Source organism: Staphylococcus sp. HMSC06C11, assembly GCF_001808345.1.
GTDB lineage: Bacteria > Bacillota > Bacilli > Staphylococcales > Staphylococcaceae > Staphylococcus > Staphylococcus capitis.
Genome location: NZ_KV793047.1, coordinates 46854 through 69591, shown reverse-complemented (window position 1 = coordinate 69591; position 22738 = coordinate 46854). Strand labels below are relative to the sequence as shown.

At 32.1% G+C, this 22738-nt stretch carries 22 protein-coding genes; 12 read left to right on the top strand and 10 right to left on the bottom strand.

What is annotated here, in order from left to right:
• Positions 1 to 39: 39 nt before the first annotated feature.
• Entirely contained in the window at positions 40 to 906 is an 867-nt protein-coding gene (fakB1, locus tag HMPREF3154_RS08725; protein WP_002433264.1) for a fatty acid kinase binding subunit FakB1, read from the bottom strand.
• Positions 907 to 1050: 144 nt separating this feature from the next.
• Between fakB1 and HMPREF3154_RS08720 the strand changes: the two genes are divergently transcribed.
• Positions 1051 to 1692, top strand: coding sequence for a YigZ family protein (locus tag HMPREF3154_RS08720; RefSeq protein ID WP_030064722.1), 642 nt, complete (start codon positions 1051 to 1053; stop codon positions 1690 to 1692).
• Positions 1693 to 1762: 70 nt separating this feature from the next.
• On the opposite strand, the gene HMPREF3154_RS08715 is transcribed toward HMPREF3154_RS08720, so the two are convergent.
• Positions 1763 to 2848 (bottom strand): glycosyltransferase family 4 protein, encoded by a 1086-nt coding sequence (locus tag HMPREF3154_RS08715; RefSeq protein WP_023350662.1) that lies wholly within the window; start codon positions 2846 to 2848, stop codon positions 1763 to 1765.
• A 409-nt stretch (positions 2849 to 3257) separates the two neighbouring features.
• On the opposite strand from HMPREF3154_RS08715, the gene HMPREF3154_RS08710 reads away from it, so the two are divergent.
• The 4 genes from HMPREF3154_RS08710 (at position 3258) to pepT (ending at position 7096) form a co-directional block, all read left to right on the top strand.
• Positions 3258 to 4328 (top strand): GGDEF domain-containing protein GdpS, encoded by a 1071-nt coding sequence (locus tag HMPREF3154_RS08710; RefSeq protein WP_002433106.1) that lies wholly within the window; start codon positions 3258 to 3260, stop codon positions 4326 to 4328.
• Positions 4329 to 4578: 250 nt separating this feature from the next.
• The gene (locus tag HMPREF3154_RS08705) at positions 4579 to 5340 is read left to right on the top strand and encodes a threonine/serine exporter family protein (RefSeq protein ID WP_023350663.1); all 762 of its coding nucleotides are present in this window, start codon (positions 4579 to 4581) and stop codon (positions 5338 to 5340) included.
• Positions 5341 to 5355: 15 nt separating this feature from the next.
• On the top strand, positions 5356 to 5850 hold the full coding sequence (locus HMPREF3154_RS08700; RefSeq protein WP_002469625.1) for a threonine/serine exporter family protein: 495 nt from the start codon (positions 5356 to 5358) through the stop codon (positions 5848 to 5850).
• Between the two features lie 19 nt (positions 5851 to 5869).
• Positions 5870 to 7096 (top strand): peptidase T, encoded by a 1227-nt coding sequence (gene pepT / locus HMPREF3154_RS08695; protein ID WP_030064719.1) that lies wholly within the window; start codon positions 5870 to 5872, stop codon positions 7094 to 7096.
• Positions 7097 to 7198: 102 nt separating this feature from the next.
• Here pepT and HMPREF3154_RS08690 read toward each other — a convergent pair whose 3' ends face one another.
• The 3 genes from HMPREF3154_RS08690 to HMPREF3154_RS08680 form a co-directional block, all read right to left on the bottom strand.
• Positions 7199 to 8317, bottom strand: a complete 1119-nt coding sequence (locus HMPREF3154_RS08690) for a glycerate kinase (RefSeq protein WP_030064717.1) — start codon at positions 8315 to 8317, stop codon at positions 7199 to 7201.
• A gap of 292 nt (positions 8318 to 8609) precedes the next feature.
• Complete coding sequence (gene ytxJ / locus HMPREF3154_RS08685) at positions 8610 to 8930, bottom strand: bacillithiol system redox-active protein YtxJ (RefSeq protein ID WP_002433080.1); 321 nt, start codon at positions 8928 to 8930, stop codon at positions 8610 to 8612.
• Between the two features lie 147 nt (positions 8931 to 9077).
• Positions 9078 to 9968, bottom strand: a complete 891-nt coding sequence (locus HMPREF3154_RS08680) for an EMYY motif lipoprotein (protein ID WP_030064715.1) — start codon at positions 9966 to 9968, stop codon at positions 9078 to 9080.
• 120 nt (positions 9969 to 10088) lie between these two features.
• Between HMPREF3154_RS08680 and HMPREF3154_RS08675 the strand changes: the two genes are divergently transcribed.
• The 3 genes from HMPREF3154_RS08675 (at position 10089) to HMPREF3154_RS08665 (ending at position 12011) form a co-directional block, all read left to right on the top strand.
• Positions 10089 to 10607, top strand: a complete 519-nt coding sequence (locus tag HMPREF3154_RS08675; RefSeq protein WP_030064713.1) for a GrpB family protein — start codon at positions 10089 to 10091, stop codon at positions 10605 to 10607.
• A gap of 131 nt (positions 10608 to 10738) precedes the next feature.
• Positions 10739 to 11671: a UDP-N-acetylmuramate dehydrogenase gene (murB, locus tag HMPREF3154_RS08670; RefSeq protein ID WP_002433388.1), complete on the top strand. Its 933-nt coding sequence runs from the start codon at positions 10739 to 10741 to the stop codon at positions 11669 to 11671.
• Between the two features lie 25 nt (positions 11672 to 11696).
• Positions 11697 to 12011 (top strand): CHY zinc finger protein, encoded by a 315-nt coding sequence (locus tag HMPREF3154_RS08665; protein ID WP_030064710.1) that lies wholly within the window; start codon positions 11697 to 11699, stop codon positions 12009 to 12011.
• Between the two features lie 156 nt (positions 12012 to 12167).
• On the opposite strand, the gene nrdF is transcribed toward HMPREF3154_RS08665, so the two are convergent.
• The 3 genes from nrdF to nrdI form a co-directional block, all read right to left on the bottom strand.
• A complete protein-coding gene (gene nrdF / locus HMPREF3154_RS08660) occupies positions 12168 to 13136 on the bottom strand; it encodes a class 1b ribonucleoside-diphosphate reductase subunit beta (protein WP_002433452.1) in 969 nt (322 codons plus the stop codon).
• A gap of 112 nt (positions 13137 to 13248) precedes the next feature.
• Positions 13249 to 15354 carry a class 1b ribonucleoside-diphosphate reductase subunit alpha gene (nrdE, locus tag HMPREF3154_RS08655; protein WP_070474664.1) on the bottom strand — a complete coding sequence of 702 codons (2106 nt, stop codon included), beginning with the start codon at positions 15352 to 15354 and terminating at the stop codon, positions 13249 to 13251.
• Positions 15317 to 15715, bottom strand: coding sequence for a class Ib ribonucleoside-diphosphate reductase assembly flavoprotein NrdI (gene nrdI, locus HMPREF3154_RS08650; RefSeq protein WP_023350668.1), 399 nt, complete (start codon positions 15713 to 15715; stop codon positions 15317 to 15319). Before nrdI ends, nrdE begins: the two co-directional genes overlap by 38 nt.
• Before the next feature lie 787 nt (positions 15716 to 16502).
• Between nrdI and HMPREF3154_RS08645 the strand changes: the two genes are divergently transcribed.
• The 4 genes from HMPREF3154_RS08645 (at position 16503) to HMPREF3154_RS08630 (ending at position 20774) form a co-directional block, all read left to right on the top strand.
• A complete protein-coding gene (locus tag HMPREF3154_RS08645) occupies positions 16503 to 17369 on the top strand; it encodes a DMT family transporter (RefSeq protein WP_002433090.1) in 867 nt (288 codons plus the stop codon).
• Positions 17370 to 17383: 14 nt separating this feature from the next.
• Positions 17384 to 17884, top strand: coding sequence for a preQ(1) synthase (gene queF / locus HMPREF3154_RS08640; protein ID WP_070474659.1), 501 nt, complete (start codon positions 17384 to 17386; stop codon positions 17882 to 17884).
• A gap of 314 nt (positions 17885 to 18198) precedes the next feature.
• Positions 18199 to 19704, top strand: a complete 1506-nt coding sequence (locus tag HMPREF3154_RS08635; RefSeq protein WP_030064705.1) for a peptide MFS transporter — start codon at positions 18199 to 18201, stop codon at positions 19702 to 19704.
• Between the two features lie 143 nt (positions 19705 to 19847).
• Positions 19848 to 20774 carry a diacylglycerol/lipid kinase family protein gene (locus HMPREF3154_RS08630; RefSeq protein ID WP_002433375.1) on the top strand — a complete coding sequence of 309 codons (927 nt, stop codon included), beginning with the start codon at positions 19848 to 19850 and terminating at the stop codon, positions 20772 to 20774.
• A 174-nt stretch (positions 20775 to 20948) separates the two neighbouring features.
• Here the strand turns inward: HMPREF3154_RS08630 and HMPREF3154_RS08625 are convergent, their stop codons facing one another.
• Positions 20949 to 21482 carry a 5' nucleotidase, NT5C type gene (locus tag HMPREF3154_RS08625; RefSeq protein ID WP_002433463.1) on the bottom strand — a complete coding sequence of 178 codons (534 nt, stop codon included), beginning with the start codon at positions 21480 to 21482 and terminating at the stop codon, positions 20949 to 20951.
• Positions 21483 to 21626: 144 nt separating this feature from the next.
• Positions 21627 to 22682, bottom strand: coding sequence for a histidinol-phosphate transaminase (hisC, locus tag HMPREF3154_RS08620; RefSeq protein WP_049428777.1), 1056 nt, complete (start codon positions 22680 to 22682; stop codon positions 21627 to 21629).
• Positions 22683 to 22738 lie beyond the last annotated feature (56 nt).

The following is a 22738-nucleotide window of genomic DNA, read 5'->3' as shown; positions in this document are numbered from 1 at the left end:
ATCCTCTTACATGTTTCAGACTTTTTATCAGTAATATTATTAATTAATTTCAATTTTTCTAGGGAAGTAACCTAAACCTAAACCACCAGAACCTAAATGAGATGCAATAACTGGACCGAATTCGGAGTATTGAATATTCACATTAGGGTAGTCTTCTTTAAGTTGTTGTAAAAATGCTTGTCCATCTTCTTTTTTATCCCCATCGATGACAAATACAGTTACTTCATCCAAGTCTTTAATTAATTCAAAGACATTTGATTCTAAAGATTTAAATGCGCGTTTTTTCGTACGCACTTTTTCATGTGGATGAATTTTACCATCTTCTTCAAAGCGAAGTACAGGTTTCATTTTTAATAGCGTACCTACCCAAGCTTGAGCACCTGTAATACGCCCACTTTTTTGTAGATTCTTAAGATCATCAACTATAAGATATGCGCCTATATGTTCTCTTACATCAGTTAGTTCATTAATAATTTCTTTAGCTGTGTAACCTTTTTCTACTAGTTGAATTGCATAGATCACAAAGCTACCTTCAATCATTGCAGCGAGACGGCTATCAAATGTATGCACGTTAACACCATCAACCATTTCTCCGGCTTGTGTAGCAGATTGATAACTTCCACTAATACCACTTGATAAGTTAATTACAATGATATCTGTGTATCCTTCATCTCTAAGTTTTTCATAGTTTTTCAACCATTCACCAATAGCGGGCTGACTTGTTGTAGGTATAGTTTTAGATGAAGCCATCTTCTTATAAAAATCATCTATTGAAAATTGGTCATTCTCTGTAAATGTATGCCCATCATCAAATGTCACACTTAATGGAGCAATCGGTATATTATATTTATCAATGATTTCTTGTGGTAAATAGCCTGTTGAATCGGCCATTACTGCAACCTTCATAGTAGTCCTCCTCAATTATACTCATTGTCATAATACAATATTTTTATGAAAAAGAAAATCTTATTTAAATGATTTAGACTCTTCATAGATATGTGTATAATAATATTATTGAAAAACGTACGAAATTGTAGGTGACAAAAATATATGGTAAAACCGATAATTACTATCAAAGAAGAACATCAAATTGAAAATGTCATTAATAAATCTCGCTTTATCGCACATATTAGACCCGTTCAAAACGAGGAGGAGGCAAAAGCATTTATTAATGAAATCAAATCCTCTCATAAAGATGCAACTCACAATTGTTCAGCCTATACTGTTGGCCCTGAAATGAACATCCAAAAAGCGAATGACGATGGTGAGCCGAGTGGTACTGCTGGTGTACCAATGCTAGAAATTTTAAAAAAATTAGAGATTCATGACGCATGTGTAGTAGTCACACGTTATTTCGGAGGTATTAAATTAGGTGGTGGCGGTCTTATCCGTGCTTATAGCGGTGCTGTTAGAGATGTGATATACGATATTGGACGAGTAGAACTAAGAGAAGCTGTACCTGTAACAGTCACTATAAGTTATGATTTAACTGGAAAATTTGAATACGAGCTCGCTTCAACACCTTATATGCTAAGAAATCAATTTTATACCGACAAAGTGAGCTATCAAATAGATGTTGTAAAAGAGGATTACGATGAATTTATCCAATTTCTTAACCGTATTACAGCTAGTAATTATGATTTAGAAGAAGAAGATTTTAAATTATTACCTTTCGATATCTCAACGACTTAATTTAAATGATGTATAAAAAACGATCACGCATGAGGAGTTATCCTTTTAATCCTTACACGTGATCGTTTTATTAGTGTCTAGGGGGCTGTTGCTCATCATAACGATGTTGCTTGTGGTCCCCTTTTCGAGTAATTAAATTTAAAATTGGACGATAATTATCATCAATCAAACCAGTAAATTCTACAATTAATTCGATTGTAAATATAATGAGGATAAACATCATGAGTGCACCAAGTGGTTGTGATAAGTAAAGAATCACACTTGATAAACTAAACATGATTGCAATTGAATAAATAAGTAGTACGGTTTGTCTATGTGAATATCCCAAAGCTAATAACTTATGGTGTAAATGAGATTTATCAGCTTGCATGATATGTTGACCTTTCTTCATTCGACGAATCATCGCAAACAATGTGTCAATGAAAGGCACCGCTAGAATGACAATTGGGAAGAATAACGCAATAAATGTAATATTTTTAAAACCAAGTAATGATAAGAATCCTATGATAAAACCTATCATGAGCGCCCCACTGTCACCTAAAAATATTTTAGCTGGATGGAAATTATAAAATAAAAATCCAATGAGCGAACCTAATAGCACGCAACATATCATAATAATAAAGATATTCGCTTGTAAAATAGCGATAAACCCGATAGTCATTAATCCAATTGCAGAGACTCCTGATGCTAAACCATCAAGACCATCAATAAGATTGATGGCATTCGTTATCGCAACAATCCAAATAACTGTTATCGGTATACTTAAAAATCCAAAATGAATCGTCGGCCCCATAGGTAATGAAATGAAATCTATAGTAATGCCATATAATGTGACAACTAACGCAGCTACTATTTGCCCCGTAAGTTTAATGTATGGTTTCAAATCATATATGTCATCAATAAGTCCTACAAGGTACATTATGATGGCACCTAAAATAAGAGGCTTCACTTCTCTCTCAATAGGATGCCCTAACCAAATACCTATTAAAAAAGAGAATAATATGACTGTACCACCCATTACCGAAATCGGTTTGGTATGCACCTTTCTAAAGTTAGGACGATCTACCAAGTCTAATTTCTTTGATACTGCAATGATAATGGGCGTAATTATTAAACTGACTATCATGGTAAATGCTATGAGTAGTAAAGTATACATCAGTTCACCTTCATTAAATAAGTTAATCAATTTCTTAAAATTTCTTGTGTAATCATCTCTATCAAATTAATTTTAGACGAAGATGGATGCTACACATAAATTTATAGTATATCCAGACGTATTTTATGCGTTACGATAAAACATAACGCCCCCTCCCTCAATAGTCTAGAACGGATGTTACCGGAATGCCCTTTCCGATGACATGTGTTATTTATCTAATAAGCATTGATAAAAAAATTATCATACTTAAACCTTTTTCAATTCAAATATATTTTTTCTATCATACCATTTAAGCGACTATTTTAACATTAAATTCCATTTTTTGAACAAAATTTCCAAGGCTAAATGATGACAAATTGTAAGTTTTCACTTACAATAGCTAATGGTCAACAAAGGAGTCGGTTTAGAAATGTTTGAAGCAATCATTTACAACATATCTGTCATGGTCGCAGGTATTTATCTATTTCACAGATTACAGTATTCAGAAAATAAAAAAATGGTATTTTCAAAAGAATACGTGACAGTTTTAATGACACTCGTTTCTCTACTCTTAGCTGCATATCCTATTCCATTTAAGAGCGAATATCTCGTTCATTTAACTTTCGTGCCTTTATTATTTTTAGGGCGCTATACAAATATGATATATACACTGGCTTCCGCATTCATTGTTGCATTAGTTGATGTATTAATATTTGGAAATTCAATTATTTATGGCATTACTTTAGTCGTAATTGCTGGTGTTGTAAGTGCTGTAGGTCCATTTTTAAAACAAAATGATATTGTTTCTTTACTAATTTTAAATTTCATTAGCATTATCATTTTATTAATATTAGCATTTGCAAGTCCAATTTATGACTTAATAGAAATATTAGTACTTATTCCTATTTCTTTAATTATTACTATTGCTTCTGCCATTACATTCGTAGATATTTGGCATTTCTTCTCATTAGTTAACCGTTATGAAAATGAGGACAAATACGATTACCTTACAGGTTTAGGAAATGTAAAAGAATTTGATAGACATTTAAATGAAGTTTCACGTATTGCTGAAGAAAAAAATCAAAGTCTAGCTTTACTCTTAATCGATATTGATGGATTTAAAGATGTAAACGATATTTATTCACACCAATCGGGTGATGCTGTACTTAAACAAATGTCACAGCTATTAAAAAATTATGTACCAAATCAATTTAAAATCTTCAGAAACGGTGGAGAAGAATTCTCAGTTGTCATTAGAAATTACTCGCTAGATCAAAGCGTAAAATTAGCTGAAAATATTCGTTCTGGTGTAGAGAAGTCTTCTTTCCATCTTCCAGATAAGGAAGTTATCAAACTTTCCGTTTCAATCGGGGTCGGATACTTAACCCAAGATGATCGTAAATCACAACGTAAAGTATTTAAAGATGCCGACGATATGGTTCATGTTGCTAAAAGTGAAGGACGTAATAAAGTGATGTTTAACCCTATTGTTAAACTATAAGTTTTAAATACTGCTATCATAGATGTAAACCATTTAATCTTATGATTAAAATGAATCTATGTATGGCAGTTTTTTTATATTCATTCTCATAAAAACATCATATTCTATCAATAAACTTCACAACAACTACAACAATATGAAAATTAAAATTCAGCTTTTAATAGTGTAGTGTCTATTGAAAGTTAAAAGCGCAAGTTGTAAACTTCAATTGTTCATTAAAAAAATAAAATTGTCTTGGAGGTGAAGGTGTATGTCGGATTCCATCACGATAATAGATGAAAATAAAGTTATCGATGTAGTATTAATTGCAGGTAGAATCTTACTTGAAGCGGGCGCTGAAACGTATCGTGTTGAAGATACAATGAACCGTATTGCACATAGTTATGGTTTGCATGATACATATAGTTTTGTTACATCTACTGCGATTATATTTTCACTTAATGATCGCACTAGTACACGATTAATACGTATTCGTGAACGTACAACAGATTTGGAGAAAATCGCTCTTACCAATAGCTTATCTCGTAAAATTTCTAACAATCAACTTACGATTGATGAAGCTAAAACAGAATTAATTCACCTTAGACGTGCATCTCTACAGTATTCATTCTTTATGAATTTTCTTGCTGCATTTATAGCTTGTGGCTTCTTCTTATTTATGTTTGGAGGTACCGCTTCTGACTTTTGGATTGCGTGTTTAGCTGGAGGTGCAGCATTTTTAACTTTTAGTTTTGTACAAAAATACATTCAAATTAAATTCTTCTCAGAGTTTGTAGCCTCAGCAGTAGTTATCAGTATCGCTGCAATTTTCACCAAAATTGGAATCGCTAAAAATCAAGATATTATTACTATTGCAAGTGTTATGCCCTTAGTTCCTGGTATCCTTATAACCAATGCCATTCGTGATTTATTAGCAGGAGAATTGTTAGCTGGTATGTCACGTGGCGTTGAAGCTGCGCTTACCGCCTTTGCAATAGGTGCGGGTGTCGCAATTGTATTACTACTATTATAAGAAAGGCTGTTAATAATGTTATTTTATTTATTCCATTTTACAATTAGTTTCATTTCCACAGTCCTTTTTTCAATTATATTTAATGCGCCCAAAAAGTTACTTGTAGCCTGTGGTTTCGTAGGTGCAGTAGCTTGGACAATTTATCAATTCACAGTTGGGATGGACTTAGGAAAAGTAGGCGCTTCTTTCCTAGGAAGTTTAATTTTAGGTTTAATGAGTCATACTATGAGCAGACGATATAAACGACCTGTTATCATCTTTATCGTTCCAGGAATCATTCCTTTAGTACCAGGAGGAGCTGCATACGAAGCGACTCGCTACTTAGTCTCTAATAATTATACTTATGCAGTAAATACATTTTTAGAGGTCACTTTAATTTCGGGCGCCATCGCTTTCGGTATACTTGTGTCTGAAATCATCTATTATATTTACACTCGTATTAAACAGTATTATGGTAAAATCAAAGGTAAAACTTATAGAAAATCGTATAATATGAATAATAGAGTTTAACCTTAAGGGGATGATTATAATGAAAGAACAAATTATTAACCGATTAACAAGATATGTAAAAATCGATACGCAATCAGATCCAAACTCTCAATCAACACCGTCCACAGATAAACAGTGGGATTTATTACGTTTATTGGAAAATGAACTTCAAGCATTTGGGTTATCTACTGATATTGATGAATATGGATATCTATTCGCTACTTTAGAAAGCAATGTAGATGATGAGGTGCCAACAGTAGGTTTCTTGGCCCATGTCGATACATCACCAGATTTCAACGCAACAAATGTTCAACCACAAATTATAGACAACTACGATGGGCAAGCGCTCCAGTTAGGAGATACTCATCGTGTGCTAAATCCAAGTGTTTTCCCTGAGTTAAACCAAGTTGTAGGACATACATTAATGGTTACAGACGGTACATCATTACTTGGCGCTGACGATAAAGCAGGTGTTGTCGAAATTATGGAAGGTATTAAATACTTAATTGATCACCCTGAAATTAAGCATGGTCGTATTCGAGTCGGTTTCACACCCGATGAGGAAATTGGTAGAGGACCTCACAAGTTTGACGTTGCTCGTTTTAATGCTGACTTCGCATACACAATGGATGGAAGCCAATTGGGTGAACTTCAATTTGAAAGTTTCAATGCGGCGGAAGCTACAGTTACTTGTCACGGCGTGAATGTTCACCCTGGTTCCGCTAAAAACGCAATGGTGAATGCAATTAATTTAGGCCAACAATTTAATAGTCTTCTACCACCTAGCGAAGTGCCTGAACGTACTGAAGGATATGAAGGATTTTATCATTTAATGAGTTTCGAGGGTAACGTTGAAAAAGCAACGCTCCAATATATCATTCGTGATCATGATAAAAAGCAGTTCGACTTACGAAAAAAACGCATGATGGAAATTCGTGATGACATCAATACTCACTATGAGGATTTCCCTGTAAAAGTCGATGTTCATGACCAATATTATAATATGGCAGAAAAAATTAAACCCTTACAACACATTATTGATATCCCTAAACGTGTATTTGCTAAACTTGATATTGAACCTAATACTGAACCTATTCGTGGTGGCACAGACGGTTCACAATTATCATTTATGGGGTTACCTACACCTAATATTTTCACAGGATGTGGTAACTTCCACGGCCCATTCGAATATGCATCAATAGATGTTATGGAAAAAGCAGTTCAAGTTGTCGTAGGTATCGCTGAAGAAGTTGCTAAAAAAGAATAATCATTCGAAACTTTGATATTAATTTAAAAGCGGGCTAGAAATATAATTTTTTTATGAATTATATTTCTAGCCCGCTTTCTTATCTTATTATCTAAAATAGATTTATTGATTAAGACTCGTTTTAAGTAATTTAAGAGCTTGAACTGTGTAATGGCGTATTTGAATGCCCATTCTAAAATCTGTATACGTTTCAGGCATATCTATAAATGTGTTAAACATTGCAGTCACACCTTGCGATTCAAACAAATCAAACTTATCACTTGTGGCACAAATTGCGATGGCAGGTTTATGATATTTTTGAGTTAAATCAGCAATACGCAAAGTAGTTGTCTCTAGAATTTGATCTTTTTCTTTGAGTCCTTCCCCAAAAATAATTAAGTCGGCTTGCTCAATTAAATCTTCTAAGTGTGTAATTTGATTAACAAGTTCGTGACTTGTTAATATTTCAGCTTGATATAAGCCTTTTAACACTGCAGCAATGCCTCCCCCAGCACCGCCACGTTCTATAGGGCCAATTGCTAATTTGAGTTCACTTTTAAATAGTTCACTAAAATACCAAACTAAATTATCAATTTCAGCAGCTTCGCTTTGATTTAATTGAAACGTTTGATACGTTTGCATAATCTCACTTTGCTTACCATACAATCGACTTGAAAAATCGGACATTAATTGTAATTTGGCATTAGCAAGCTGAGGATGTACATCAGATAAATCAATGCGTCTAATATATTTAATTTTATATGCACCCTCACTCACATCTACAATGTTTGCTTCATCATCATAGAATTTTGCACCAAGCGCTTGTAACATACCGGCACCTGCATCAAAGCTACCAATACCTCCTAGAGATATAACGATATGTTTCGCTTGATTATCCAGTGCTGCTTTTAATACTTCACCTAAACCATAACTAGAACGCTGATCAATCGGCTTTTCACCGTTTAAGAATAAATTCCCCTCAATAACAGTCATTCCACTATCAGTTTGGCCGTACATCGCTTCTACGTCATTCATATCGGCATCATGAGCTTTAACACGATATTTATTTCCAGACTGCCATAGAAATACAGAATCCATTAATTCATGTCTTCCATTAAATAATGGAACCTGTACAATATCTGCATGTTCAATTTGACTTGCTACCGCTTCTTCAACGTACCTATTCGCTTGATAACTGGAAATAATTCCATTGAACTCATCCATGGCTACTAAAACCTTCATTGTCTTAACCACCTTATATCTTTTACTCTTTTTCAAAATGATTTTCAACTTAAATATTGTTTAATGGTTCGCATTTGAACCTATCCGCGTACTTATTTTACAAGTAATATTTATTAGGATATGATTATTCACTTATCTTTATAAATTTAAGGATAATGATGTACTTATACATAATTCACTAACACATTATACATATTTTCTTAGTATTTTTCATAATATACGAAAGGCTTGCCATACATCTTCACTATCAGATGTCTATGACAAGCCACTTAAACATTTAAATTATTTTCATTTATTCCTCAGCTTGTGCAAGTTGAGAAACGTTAATATCATCGTGATCAGCATTCCACTTCATCTCACCATTTACAAAGTAAAAGGCTTGTGGAGATTCATGCTTCACATTCGTTTTTTCTGCAATATAGTCCGATAATTTACGCTCCTGTTGAACGATTAAATAGTAACCATCAATATCTCTTTCATATAAAAATTTATTAAATTGATCATACGCATTTGCAGAAATTGGACAAGTTTCACTATGTTTTAATACAAAAACATATTTATTCTCTTCTAAGACTTGTTCAAACTGGTCAATTGAACTCAGCTTAATAGCCATTCTATTCACCTCTAAAAATATTTATCACATTTTATGAGCATATGCGTGATATTCATATCCCAAGAATCATCTCAGTGGGTACAATTATACACATTCTGCTGTATAATGTTAACCATCGATTTTTATTTTATTTAATTCAAAAAATAACTATTTTACATTTTCTTTAAACTCATAGTATTGCTTGTTAAATTCTTTATCCTTGCTTGAAATATCTTTACCCTCTTTTGGTAATTTATCCACATCAATTTTAGATAATTTTTCACTAATTTCGATAGTGTCTACTCGTGTGTCATAGTAATTTTGTAAACTGTAGTACATTTCAATTGCATTTTTCCTAGCATTATCTACGTGTTGGTCTGAAATATTAGTTTGGTTAATATCTTTAATTTGTTTATCAATCAATGGTGAAATATGATCATTGATTGCTTTTTTAGCTGAATCTGAATTTGTAGTAGAAGAATTGAGATATTTCTTAGCTGTAGATTTGAGTTGCTTATTATTTTCTTCTAATTTAGATGTTAACTGATCAGCATCACTTTTATTAGTAGCTTTATTAATATCGGATTCTACCTCTGATCTATTTTTTTCGAAAAGTTTCGTATAATCTAGTATATCTTCATTATCTTTGATAGAACGATTACATAAATCAACAAATGATTTTAAATCATTAATTGAAGTTTCTTTCTCTTTAACAGTATCTAAATACGAGTTACGTAGATTTTTAACATCATTTGTATTTGCAGGTAATTGATTAGCAGCCTTTTTATATTTCTTAAATTCCGGCATGAGATAGTTATTAATATCTTTTTGAAGTGCAATAAATTCTTTTTTGTTTTTATCTGTCGTATCCGTTTTACTTAAGTTATCTAACTCTTTTAAATGTATTTTATCTATAACTTCTTCAACGTTTTTTTGCTTTTTCTTAACATCACTGAGTTTATTGTCAAAATCATTAAAATCTTTGTTAGTTTTATTTCCACAGGCTGTTAGCGTGGTTATAAATATGACAATTGTTGCAATAAATAGTAATTTTTTCATATCTGCACTCCTTATCATTAAACATTATACATAAACGTATTTATTATGAAAATGAATTGTGTTATAGTATGTCAGACTTTACTGTAAAATTGAGAAATTATAATTCACAAGGAGTAAATCATGTATACTTATGTTCAACCTTTAGTCAAAGAGGACTTAAATGAATCGTTCGCTAAAGAATACCAAAACGTCAAAAATATATTGTTTAATTTATTAGATTCACCAGTTAAATACACTCAACATATTGGTGGCACGCGTCATTTTAATTATGCTACAGAACCCATATTGGATGTACTTGTAGGAGTCAATAATTTACACGATATTACTGCTCTAGATGAAAAACGTTTGAATTATGCTGGTTTTTACCGACTTCACCATTCCTATAAGAAAAAAGTAGTGATGGCTCGATTCAATAATCTTAGTGAACTTAAGCAAGAAGTAAGATTACATATTATACAGTTAGATACCCCTCTTTTTGAACAGTATCAAAAGGTTGACCAATTATTAACACAAGATAAGAAAATTTCTCAATTATTTTCCACGAAAAAACAAAATATATTGAAACATGTGCGAGCCATTCGTATGTATGAAAATCAAAAACAAAGTATATTTGAGGATTTAAGTAGAGACTCAAATTAATTAGAGCATTTACTACACATCAATACGAGAATTCTTACTTTGTCTATTTAATGGTAAAATAATATATTCAAATTTCGCAAATAACTATTAAAGTTGATATAATAATAATGATATTAAGAAGATGAGAAAGGATGTACAAACCGTTGAATAAAAGTGACATCTTAAATGATTTAAAGTCGATTATTCCCGACAATATAATTAAAGTTGATGAACCTCTCAAACGTTATACATATACTGAAACTGGCGGAGAGGCAGATTTCTATTTATCCCCAACAAAAAATGAAGAAGTGCAAGCAATTGTAGCTTACGCTTATAATAATAATATTCCTGTTACATATTTAGGTAATGGTTCAAATATTATCATACGTGAAGGTGGAATAAGAGGCATCGTTCTAAGTCTACTATCATTAGATCATATTGATGTTTCTGACGATGCGATTATCGCTGGTAGTGGCGCTGCAATCATTGATGTTTCAAGAGTTGCACGAGATCATGTTCTTACTGGTTTAGAGTTTGCATGTGGTATTCCAGGTTCAATCGGTGGTGCTGTATTTATGAATGCTGGTGCATATGGCGGTGAAGTTAAAGATTGTATCGACTATGCGCTATGCGTTAATGAGAAAGGTGATTTAATCAAGTTAACTAATGAAGAATTAGAGCTAGATTACAGAAATAGTATTGTTCAAAAGAAACATCTTGTTGTACTTGAAGCAGCGTTCACTTTAATGCCAGGTCATTTAGATGAAATTCAAGCTAAAATGGATGATTTAACTGAAAGAAGAGAATCAAAACAACCATTAGAATACCCTTCTTGTGGAAGTGTATTCCAAAGACCTCCTGGCCATTTCGCTGGTAAATTAATTCAAGACTCTGATTTACAAGGTCATCGCATCGGTGGCGTAGAAGTATCTAAAAAACATGCTGGCTTTATGGTTAATGTAGATAAAGGTACGGCAACAGATTACGAAGATTTAATTCACCACGTACAAAGAACTGTTAAAGATAAATTTGATGTAGAATTAAATACAGAAGTACGTATTATTGGAGAACACCCTAAAAGTTAATTTTAAAAGGAGGTACATCTAATCTATGCCTAATATTCACGGTTCAGTCATTGATAAAGAGACAAGATGTACTCACTATCACTCTTTTTTAGATGTTATTGCAATTAAATTTAAATGTTGTGACAAATATTATCCTTGTTATAAATGTCATGATGAACATGAATCACATTCTATACAAAGATGGACTGAAAAAGAATTTGATAGAAAAGTTATTATGTGTGGTGTGTGCAACCATGAAATGAGTATTCACGACTACATGATGGTTGAAGTGTGTCCTAAATGCAAAGCACATTTTAATAGTAGATGTAAATTTCACTATCATTTGTATTTTGAAATATAACTTACTTTAAAAGTTTTTAATAGTCATTTTGTAACTAAGGTTAAGCAATTGAGTTTGCTTAACCTTTTTATTATATAAAAATCAAAAAACCTTTAGTTATACAACACGGTAAGTATTGTAAACTAAAGGTTTTTCTTCTTATTAGGTTAATATTTATTATTCATCGAATACAAAGTCTTCATCTCGTAACGCTTCAACATTTAATGCTAACGTATAGCCGTCACCTTTTACTGAGAAGAAGTCATGGTTCTTAGTAGATGTATCTAAAGCATTCTCGATAATTGGATTAAATTCACGTTCTTCAAAATAAGGTTCAAAACCTAAGTTAGATAAAGCCTTATTACCATTATAACGAACATAGTTAAGTACATCTTCAGTTAAACCAATATCATCATATAATAAGTGTGTATAAGATACTTCATTATCATAAAGTTCGTTTAATAACTTATACATTTCTTGATCTGCTTTTTGCTTTTCACTCTCTGACAGCTCATTGCGTAAGCTTTGAGCATCTAAACCAGTGAAAACACCGTGAATTGATTCATCTAATAAGATTTTACGAATAATTTCACCAGAAGTCGTCATTTTACCTTGACCAGCAAGGTATAGCGGATAGTAGAAACCAGAGTAAAATAAGAACGTTTCTAAGAATACACTTGATACTCTTGCGATATATTGATCAAAAATTGATGCTTCTTTTCCCCAAAGCTTATGATAGTTGTCGATAATTTTATCTGATTTATATTTTAAATGAGGTTCTTCAATTACCCATGTGTCTAACAAATAGTTCGTTTCACTAGACGGAAGTAATGTTGTGAAGATATGAGAATAACTTTTAGCGTGAATTTGTTCCATCATAGCCATAAATGAGTATACAGCTTTTTTTCTTAAATCAGTCGTATGTAACATAATCAAAGGCATTCCATCGTCTGCTTGATGAGTATCTAGCCCTGTTAATCCTGCTAAAGCCTTTTTAAATGTTTCTTTTTCAGAATCTGTCAATGTTTTCCAACTTGCTATATCTTTTGAAACTTTAAACTCTGTTTCGACCCACATTTGTGAGATGTTTTGACGCCAAAACATATTCGTCATATCTTCTTGGGTGTTCCAGTTGACCGCTTTCATGTAAATCCTCCTGTCATTATTATGTATTGCATAGAGAATTTCAACCACACTAAATATGATAAACATAATTAGCAGTGATTGAAATTTCTAGCATTTTATTTAATTTAAAATATTAGATTGCACAGCTTGTACATTCTTCTACACTAAGTAATTTGTTACGTGTATAATAAAGTGATTTTAGTCCTTTATAGTGTGCGTAAACATATAATCTTGAAAGTTCACGTGTAGAAATTTCTGAATTTACATATAGAATTGTTGAAATACCTTGGTCTACATGTGTTTGTATTGTTGAAACTAAATCGATTAATTTCATTTGATCAGTATTAAATGCTGATTTGTAATACCACATTGTTTCAGGTGATAGGAAAGGCATTGGATAAAATGTTTCAGCATTTCCATAAGTACGACGCTCAATTTGATCTACAATAGGCATTACAGAGCTTGTTGCATTTTGCACATATGAAATACTTTGAGTAGGTGCAATAGCTAAACGGTAAGCATGATAAAGACCATATTGTTCTACTTCTTTTTGTAGAGCTTTCCAATCTTCTGATGTTGGAATATTTAAACCATCGAATAGCTGGCGAACTTTTTCAAATTGTGGCTCAAATTCTTGTGAAGTATAGAATTCAAAGTATTTGCCATTAGCATAATCTGATTGGTCAAAATCTTGATAGCTTTCTCCGCGTTCTTTAGCTATTTCCATTGAACGTTCTATAGAATAATAGTTCATCATCATGAAGAATATATTAGCAAAGTCTTTCGCCTCTTCAGACTCATAACCGATTTTATTTTTTGCTAAATATCCATGAAGGTTCATTACACCTAGACCTACTGAGTGCAACTCACTATTAGCTTTTTTAACACCTGGAGCATTTTGTATATTAGCTTCATCACTCACTACAGTAAGTGCATCCATACCAGTGTGAACAGAATCTCTGAATTTACCTGATTCCATAACATTAACAATGTTTAGAGAGCCAAGATTACAAGAAATATCACGTTTAATCTCATCTTGTGTACCATAGTCATTGATAATAGATGTCTCTTGTAATTGGAAAATTTCTGTACATAAATTACTCATTTTAATTTGACCAATATCGGAGTTGGCATGTACTTTATTTGCATTATCTTTAAACATTAAATACGGATAACCAGATTGTAGTTGAGTTTGTGCAATTGTATTTAACATTTCACGTGCATCTTTTTTCTTCTTATCAATGTTAGGATTAGCAACCATATCATCATAATATTTCTCTAAATCAATATCATCTAATGTCACACCATACTCTTGTTTTACAGTATGTGGGGCGAACATATAGAAGTCTTTACCTTCTTTAGCTAAATCAAAGAACTTAGAAGGAACAATAAGACCTGTTGAAATTGTAGATAAACGTAAATCTTCATCAGCATTGACCTTTTTAGTATCTAAAAATTCTTCCACATCATAATGGAAAATATTTAAATATACAGCACCTGCACCAGGTCTTTGACCTAATTGATCGGCATAACTAAATCCACCTTCAAGTGCTTTAGCTACTGGTAATACACCTTTAGCAACACCTTTAATACCTTTGATTGCCTCTCCACGGGCACGTAATTTTGATAAATTAATAGCGACACCGCCACCAATTTTACTTAGTTGCTTCGCTGTTGAATCAATAAAGTTAATAGAATTTAAACTATCATCAACTTCTAATAAGAAACATGAAACGAGCTCACCGCGACGTGCACGACCTGCGTTTAAGAAAGTAGGCGTTGCTGGTTGATAACGTTGTTCAACCATAGAAGAAATAAATTGTTTTGCTTGTTTAGTATCACCATTAGCTAAATAAAGGGCAACAATTGCAACATGTTGATTATAGTCTTCTAAAAATTGACTTTTATCGTTTGTTTTTAAAGCATAGTCCTTATAGAACTTACTTGCAGACATGTAGCTAGCGAATTGAAAATAGATTGACTTAGCATATTCAGTAATTTCTCGTAATTCTTCTTCAGAGTATTTCTCAAATACATTGAAATAAAAGTCATTATCCACAAGGTAATGTAAACGTTCAATTTCATCATCGAAATAAATTGTTTTATCGTGGATTTCTTCAAGATAAACTTTTAATGCTTCCTGATCCTTCTCTAAATCAAAGAAACCATTATCTTTCCGCTTCGTTACTTCATTATTTAGTTCAATATGATTGTATTTCTTCTCGTTCATGGTTTTCATTGAAATTACCCACCTTATCCTTAAATTCAATTACATCATTGTTCGTACCTTGTACTTCAAATTTCATAAGTAGAGGAACATCATAGTCCTCTGAGATTGTACGGCCTGCTTTAGCAAAATTTTGCCCCCAATTACGATTTCCGCTTGCAGCTACCGCTTGTAATTGAGCGTGATTAACTTCTAAAAAAGATTGAACAGGTTGTGGCACTTCTCCAAATCCAATAGTGCCAGTAACTAATATATATGGTTCATTTACTGGTTCCGTACAATTGTCTTGAGTAATTTCTAACGTGTCATCAATTTCTGCTCGCTTTATAAAACGTCTAACATTTCCAGAAAATGAGAAATATACTACTTTCATTGGATCACCTTCTTTCTTCAATCTTTAGTTGTCGTGTCTATATTGAGCATTCACAAACTCAAAAAATAAAAGCACCACTACTATAGAGGTGTAAACCGTTTTGATTTTTAATTTCTAAATATTCTTATTTCTTGTAAAAGAAAATTTATTTTAATGCCTTTAGTATGTCTTTAAGTTTATAACCACTACATATAGTACTTAAAACTTAAATAATACTAAATGATAAATTGCTTTATTTGTAACTGATTACTAATTTTGCAATGATTTATCATTTGAATTAGTGTGATTTTGCATTAAAATTTATTAATTTCCCAGTATGAACTTTTAAACTCCAAACACTATATATAGTGTTTGGTTTTAAAAGTTCATACTATATTCTGTGTTTCATTATACATAAGTAGAATGTTTAATGAAAGTTAAAGTTTAATGACGAAAAAACTAAAATTTTTAGAAAGTGCACCACTACGTGTTTAAAGACTAATATTCTGAATAAAAAAATTTTTTCAAGTTTCTTTGCTTGCATTTTACTAAAATTTAGACGTACCTGTTCATTGTGTGACCTGGTAAAATCTCAATATGATAGTATGCAACATATATATACCAATTTGAATATTAATCACTTTCATTACCCACAATTGAGTTGCTTAATAGTCTAGCACTTACTAACAGAACATGTGTTCGTGTTATTATTATAAAACGTCTCTTTTTAATTTGCAAGTACTCATGCATAGCTCCTTTATTTATGCTAATATAGTTACGTTAAACTTATTGTATTGAGGCGATAATATTGAATCCAAAAGTAAAAGGTATTATTGCTATCTTAATTTCTGCTATTGGATTTAGTTTTATGTCTGTATTCTTCAGACTTGCTGGAGACTTACCTGTCTTCCAAAAATCTTTAGCTAGAAATTTAGTAGCTATGTTTATACCTCTATTTTTTATCATAAAATATAAGCAACCTATATTTGGTAAACTGAGTAGCCAACCTTTATTGATTTCACGTTCTACACTAGGTCTCATAGGAGTATTACTGAATATATACGCTATTGACCATATGGTACTTAGTGATGCCGATACACTAATGAAATTGAATCCTTTCTGGACAATTCTCCTAAGTTTAATCTTTTTACATGAGAAGGTTCGTAAATATCAAATATCAGCGATGATTATCGCTATATTAGGTATGTTACTCATTGTTAAACCTGAATTTTCATCATCAGTGATTCCATCAATAGCCGGCTTATTTTCAGGTATATTTGCTGCGTCAGCTTACACATGTGTTCGTGCACTTAGTACACGTGAAAAACCTTATACAATTGTATTCTATTTCTCATTATTCTCAGTTGTTGTCTTAATACCATTCTCAATTTTCACATTTGAACCTATGACAACTGTCCAAGTTTTATACTTGCTTGGTGCAGGTTTATCTGCAGCTGTTGGACAAATAGGTATCACACTTGCATATAGCTTTGCGCCTGCTAAAGACATTTCAATCTTCACATATGCTTCTATAATATTCACAGCATTATTTGGTTTCATCTTATTCGGAGAAACACCAGATATGTTAGCTACTTTAGGTTATGTTGTTATTATTAGCGCAAGTTACTATATGTTTGAAAAGGCACGACGAGAATCAAATATAAAAGAAAGTTAAAGGAGCTAAATTAAATGGCACAAGGACGTCAAAAAGATGAACTTCAAGATATTACTTTACTAGGAAATCAAAACAATACGTATGATTTTAATTACAGACCAGATGTTCTAGAAACCTTTGATAACAAGCATCAAGGTCGTGACTACTTCGTCAAATTTAATTGTCCAGAGTTTACATCGTTATGTCCTATTACAGTCCAACCAGATTTTGCAACAATTTATATTTCATATATCCCTAATGTCAAAATGGTTGAATCTAAATCATTGAAACTATATTTATTTAGCTTTAGAAACCATGGTGACTTCCACGAAGATTGTATGAATATAATTATGAATGATTTGATTGAACTTATGGATCCTCATTATATTGAAGTTTGGGGTAAATTCACACCTAGAGGTGGCATCTCAATTGACCCATATACAAACTATGGCCGTCCTAATTCTAAATATGAAAAGATGGCTGAACATCGTTTGATGAATCACGATATGTATCCTGAAAAGATTGATAATCGATAAATACCACTATCCTCCATTAAAATTAAATGTTTAATGGAGGATTTTTGTTATAAAAAATTATTTTCAAATTTGATAAAAAAAGTATTGCACTTTGACGCGTTAAAGCGTATTTTATTTATATTGATTTATTTCTACACATGCTTATAATTAATCAAATAAAGACACATATTATCTTATAAATGTAGTAAAATCTATAAATTGACTGAATATTCATATTATTTTTTGAAAATTGTTGAAACTTATTATTTACAATAGTACAATCGTTTTTAAACAATTAAATATGGTATTAGGGGAAGAAAGGATGGGATGATATTATGACAACGAATAATTCCCATGAGCAAGCAGTTCAAGAAATACCTCAACATGGATTCTTTGGGCATCCTCGAGGTTTAGGCGTACTCTTTTTCGTAGAGTTTTGGGAGCGTTTTAGCTACTACGGCATGAGAGCGATGCTTATTTTTTATATGTATTTTGCGATACAAGATCATGGACTTGGAATCGATAAAACTACGGCAATGTCTATCATGTCTGTATACGGGGCTTTAATATATATGTCTTCTATTCCAGGAGGTTGGATTGCGGACAGAATTACAGGGACACGTGGTGCAACTTTAATAGGTGCAGTTTTAATAATTATCGGACATATCTGTTTAAGTTTACCATTTGCAATGTTTGGCCTATTCGCTTCTATGTTCTTTATTATTGTTGGTTCAGGTTTAATGAAGCCAAATATTTCAAATATTGTAGGTCGTTTGTATCCACAAAATGACGTGAGAATGGACGCAGGATTTGTAATCTTCTATATGTCTGTTAACTTTGGCGCACTTGTTTCACCTATTATTTTGCAACACTTCATTAATGTTAAAAACTTCCATGGCGGATTCTTAATTGCTGCTATTGGTATGGCATTAGGTTTAGTTTGGTACGTATTATTTAATCGCAAAAATTTAGGTAGTGTAGGCATGAAACCAACAAATCCACTATCACCAACTGAAAAGAAAAAATACAGTATAATTATAGCGATGATTACAGTAGTTATAGCGATAGTAGTTATCATTTCTTACATAACTCATACATTATCATTCGATTTAGTTAGTAATTCAGTACTCGTTTTAGGTATTGCATTACCAATAATCTATTTCACTACTATGATTCGTAGTAAAGAAGTAACTGATATTGAACGTTCACGTGTAAAAGCTTTTATTCCTTTATTTATTTTAGGTATGCTTTTCTGGGCAATACAAGAACAAGGCTCTAACGTATTAAATATTTATGGTATAGAGCATTCAGATATGAAATTAAATTTATTTGGTTGGAAAACAAACTTCGGTGAAGCCATCTTCCAATCAATAAATCCTTTGTTTATCTTATTATTTGCACCAGTCGTATCTGCAGTTTGGCAAAAATTAGGTAAACGTCAACCTAGCCTACCAATGAAATTTGTTATAGGCGCTTTAATGGCTGGCGCATCATATATTATGATGGGTATTATTGGTAATATTTACGGAAACACGCATTTCTCAGTAAACTGGGTAATTCTCTCATACATCATATGTGTCGTTGGTGAGTTGTGTCTTTCTCCTACTGGTAATAGTGCAGCAGTAAAATTAGCACCGAAAGCATTCAATGCTCAAATGATGAGTTTATGGTTATTAACAAACGCATCTGCTCAAGCATTTAATGGTACATTAGTTAAATTAATAGATCCATTGGGTCAAACGAATTACTTCATTTTCTTAGGTGTTACTACAGCTATAATTACATTTATTATTCTTGCTTTCAGTCCTAAAATTATAAAAGCGATGAAAGGCATTCGTTAATCGTATCTCTAGCTACAAGTCGATTATTTTCGACTTGTGGTTTTTTTATTTTATAATAGTTATAATTTCTAATTATTTGCTTTTGTTACTCGAAAAAGGGTAACCCTTAAACTAAGAGAATTTTACGAAAGTAGGCATTCAAAATGGAAAATAAATATAACCATGGTGTCTTGTTTTATCATGAACATAGTGGCTTAAAAGATATATATGAAGGACTTGGTGAGGTGACTAAATCACTTAGTTCAATGTGTAAGCACTTATCAATTCAGTTAAGTGAAAACGAAGGCGACATTATCAAATACTGTGAATCTATTAAGAATGATAAATATGGTTCAGAAATAGATATATTATTTATTTTAGGTGGAGATGGTACTGTTAATGAACTGGTAAACGGTGTCATGCAACACGATTTACAATTACCAGTGGGTATTATCCCAGGTGGAACATTTAATGACTTCACTAAAACATTAAACTTAGACTCTAACTTTAAAAATGCAAGTTCCCAATTACTTTCAGCACAAGTTGGTTCATATGATGTAATGAAAGTTAATGATACATTTGTCCTTAACTTTGTTGGTTTAGGGCTAATAGTTCAAAATGCTGAGAATGTCCAAGAAGGTTCTAAGGATGTTTTTGGCAAGCTAAGTTATATTGGATCAACAGTAAAAACACTAATGAATCCTAGTAAATTCAACTTTAAGCTCAACGTTGATGGAAGAGAAGAAACTGGTAATACCTCTATGCTTCTTATAGCTAATGGCCCAAATATCGGTGGCGGACGCGTTCCTTTAACTGACCTCTCTCCTCAAGATGGAAAAGTTGATACGTTTATATTCGATGATCAAAGTTTTAGTATTTTAAATGATATTTTTAAGAAAAGAGATAGTATGAATTGGAATGAAATTACTGAGGGCATAGACCATATTCCAGGTCAACATATTTCTCTATCCACTGAACCTAATATGAAAGTCGATATAGATGGTGAGATTAGTTTAGAAACACCTATTGAAATTGAAGTTTTACCTAAAGCAATACAACTTCTTACTTTTCCAGAATTTGGTAAATCATAAGTTGATTTATTTAGGCTAAGTATTTGATTTAAATAAAGTTAATTATTTACTCGCAACTTCATGAATATAAATCAATTTTAAATAAGAAAACATAAAGTTTTGAATAATAGTGAACGGCAACCTCTATTGAAATAACAATTAGAAGTTGCCGTTTATATGTTTTATAAAGAAATTCTAGTTACCTAAGAAATAATCTTCAACGTCTTTCCAACCACTTACACGGTCAAATCTATCATCATTTATATTATGAGATGCTGTAAACATAATTGATTTACCTTCAAAAATCTCAAGTTGCTTTGGATTATCATCTATTAAATAATCAGCATTCACAATATTTTTTCTCCCACAAAATACAAAGTGTTGTGGGTTTAAGAATGGGAAGAATTCTAATAACCATTCATATTTATCATGAAATGATGTTGGCACATCCATTGCTGCTGTAGCTATATATACGTCATAATGATGATTTAATTTTTCAACTACGTCTTGAGCGTGTGGCATCACTTTCAAACGTCTAAAGAAACCTGGCTCTCTTAATATTTCAGTCACTAATCCTTCATGTTCAGGCATCATATGTTTTAATTTTTTACCATTTAAAGATTCGATGGAAATCCCAAGATTTGCTCTCTCATTTACTGCATCAATAATTTCACCTAGCGTATCAGCTAAGACTTCATCCATATCTATAGCTATTTTCTTTCGAGACATTCTAAAGTACACTCCCTAATGATTTTGAAACTTAAATACATGATTTAGTATAGCAAATATTAAAGTGTAGCACAGTATTCATTCAAAAATCTTCATTCTGCACTACACCCTTTTAACTTTTAAATATATAAATATTAGAACATCTTAATAATTGAAGTCTTTTAATACTTCTAACATCTTCTTATTTTGTTCAGGAAATCCAATCGTAATTCTTACACCATCCGGAAAAGGTCTAGTAATACATCCTACCTTTAGTAACTCATCATATAACGCTTTACTATTGTTGGTTTTTACAAAGATGAAATTAGTTTGACTTGGTAAAAAGTGCTTACTTTGAGGAATTTGATAAAATTTCTCACGTTCTATAGCATTTTTATGAGTAATTTCTTTCAAATACGCTTGGTCTTCTAGTGCAGCAATTGCTGCATATTCTGAGATTCTAGTAACGTTGAATGGTGGTCTAATGATGTTCCACTTTTCAATAGCATCAGAAGAAGCAACTACGTAACCTACTCTTAATCCAGCCAAGCCATAAGCTTTAGAAAATGTGCGCAGTAAAAAAGCATTCTCAAATGTTTCTTGTAACTCTAAAGTGTTAGGAAAATCTGGTGCAGTTACAAATTCAACATACGCTTCATCAATTAATACCGGAATATGACTCGGCACACGTTCCAAGAAATCATTTAGCGTTTCTTGATCAAAATATGTACCAGTTGGGTTATTAGGATTACATAACCAAACTAGAGCTGTATGATCATCAATACTTTGTAGGATACCTTCTAGATCAAACCCACCCTCTTTAAGTGGAACTTGAACAACCTCGGCTGACTCGACGATAGCATTATGATAGTACTGTCCAAAAGTAGCTTCACTCGTCACAATTTTATCTCCAGGTGTTAACACCGCTCTTGAAATCATTAATATTACTTCATCAAGGCCGGCCCCAAATAAAATACGTGATTCGTCGACATTTAAATGTTTACTAATAGCTTTTCTTAGACTTGGTGAGCCACTTTCGGGATAATAATATAGCTCATCTAAATGTTGCTTGATTGCTTCTTTGGCTTTTGGCGTAGGTCCATATAAATTTTCATTTGATGCTAATTTGAATAATTCACCCTCAATACCATACTCTTTTTTTAATGCTTCTGGAGAAAGACCAGGTTCATATGCACATAATTGATTTAACTGACTTTTCATAGTTGAGCATCCCCCTCTAAATTGACTGAAATTTTCAAAAACTTAATATTAATTAT